General features: G+C 59.1%; 1 protein-coding gene and 1 other RNA gene. Both read right to left on the bottom strand.

Annotated features, from left to right (window positions below; all coding sequences use genetic code 11):
• Positions 1 to 16: 16 nt before the first annotated feature.
• Entirely contained in the window at positions 17 to 805 is a 789-nt protein-coding gene (locus A3754_RS13725) for an MBL fold metallo-hydrolase (RefSeq protein WP_063520140.1), read from the bottom strand.
• 155 nt (positions 806 to 960) lie between these two features.
• Positions 961 to 1,340, bottom strand: an RNA gene (gene rnpB / locus A3754_RS13720) — RNase P RNA component class A.

Raw genomic sequence — 1,340 nt, 5'->3', positions numbered from 1 at the left:
CTATTAGCAGAACGCATTAGCAATCCGCTGAAGGAAGCCGATAGTTACCGCTATCCAGCAAGTCCACGCCGCACTCCAGCTGCGCCAGCCAGCCCAGAAAGTGGCCCACCTTATCTCCCTCAAAGTAGCCACCATGTTGAGGCACAATCATCCGCGGCGAGAGCTTGCGCACCATCGCCACCCACAGCCGGCAGGCCCGATTGCTGGCCATGTAACGCCGATGGAAGCCCTGCATGCTGTGGCAATGGTCTGCAAAGTTATCCACCCGCCCCTCTTCGCCACCCAGGCTGGCACCCACGTCACCGGAAAAGAGGATGCCACTGAGCGGATCATAGAAGCTGAAATTGCCCACTGAATGCAGAAAATGCGCCGGCAGCACCCACAGCTCGGTACCGGCAAAAGGCAACACCTTGCCTTCATCGGCAACCCCCAGAATCCGCGCCTGCAGCTGCTCCCCCATCTTGCCGGTGACATAGGACGATGCCAGGTGCGGCAGAAAGCGCGCCCACAGACGACTAACCACCACCTGACAACGGGTATGCATTAACCAGCGCGGCAGCGATGCGATGATGTCCGGGTCCTGATGGGACGCAAGAATATACTCCAGCCCGTCCAGATTAACGCGACGGCTGAGCGCAATGGTTAAAGGGGTATAGGTGAGATCGCCACCGGGGTCGATCAGCGCCGCCCGGTCGTTATGGCGAATACAGAACTGGTTGGCCTGCACGCCCTCGCCCACCACCAGGTCGGCAAAGCGCAGCACTTCATGGCCATTTTCACTAAAAAGAGTATCCACCTGTGCCATGCCGAGCTCCGAACTGCGTGAGCGGGCAAGCCTAGCGGCACATCATTTTTGCATCATGACCCAGATCAAGAAGGGAAAGGATTGCGAATAACAAGCAACGAGACACGAAAACCTTGCTAGCCTTCGCTTCTCGTCACTTGCAACGCATAGGGAATAAGGTGGACCGGTCGATAAGCCGGGTTCTGTCGTGGACAGTCATTCATCTCGGGTTTGCGTCGCCACAAACCTCTAGCAACCTACCCGGATCCAGCGCGGGCCACGCCAACGGATCCCTATTTGGTCTTGCTCCGGGTGGGGTTTACCCTGCCACCGCTGTTGCCAGCGGCGCGGTGCGCTCTTACCGCACCTTTTCACCCTTACCGGTTCCGACACGAGGACGGAACAGGCGGTATCTTCTCTGTGGCACTAGCCGTAGCCACACCGTTCCCAGTGTGGCCCCCAGGCGTTACCTGGCACCCTGCCCTGTGGAGCCCGGACTTTCCTCCAGCGGCCATCCTGCAAAAGAATCGCCGCCAGCGACTGCCTAACCGGTCCG

The sequence above is a fragment of the Alcanivorax sp. HI0083 genome, from assembly GCF_001635175.1.
The sequence above is the reverse complement of the archived record's forward strand: the minus strand, read 5'-3'. Positions and strand labels throughout refer to the sequence as shown.

What these genes read in the sequence shown, in the direction of transcription:
- A3754_RS13725 (WP_063520140.1), bottom strand. Translation starts at nt 805, where the DNA reads ATGGCACAGGTGGATACTCTTTTTAGTGAAAATGGCCATGAAGTGCTG.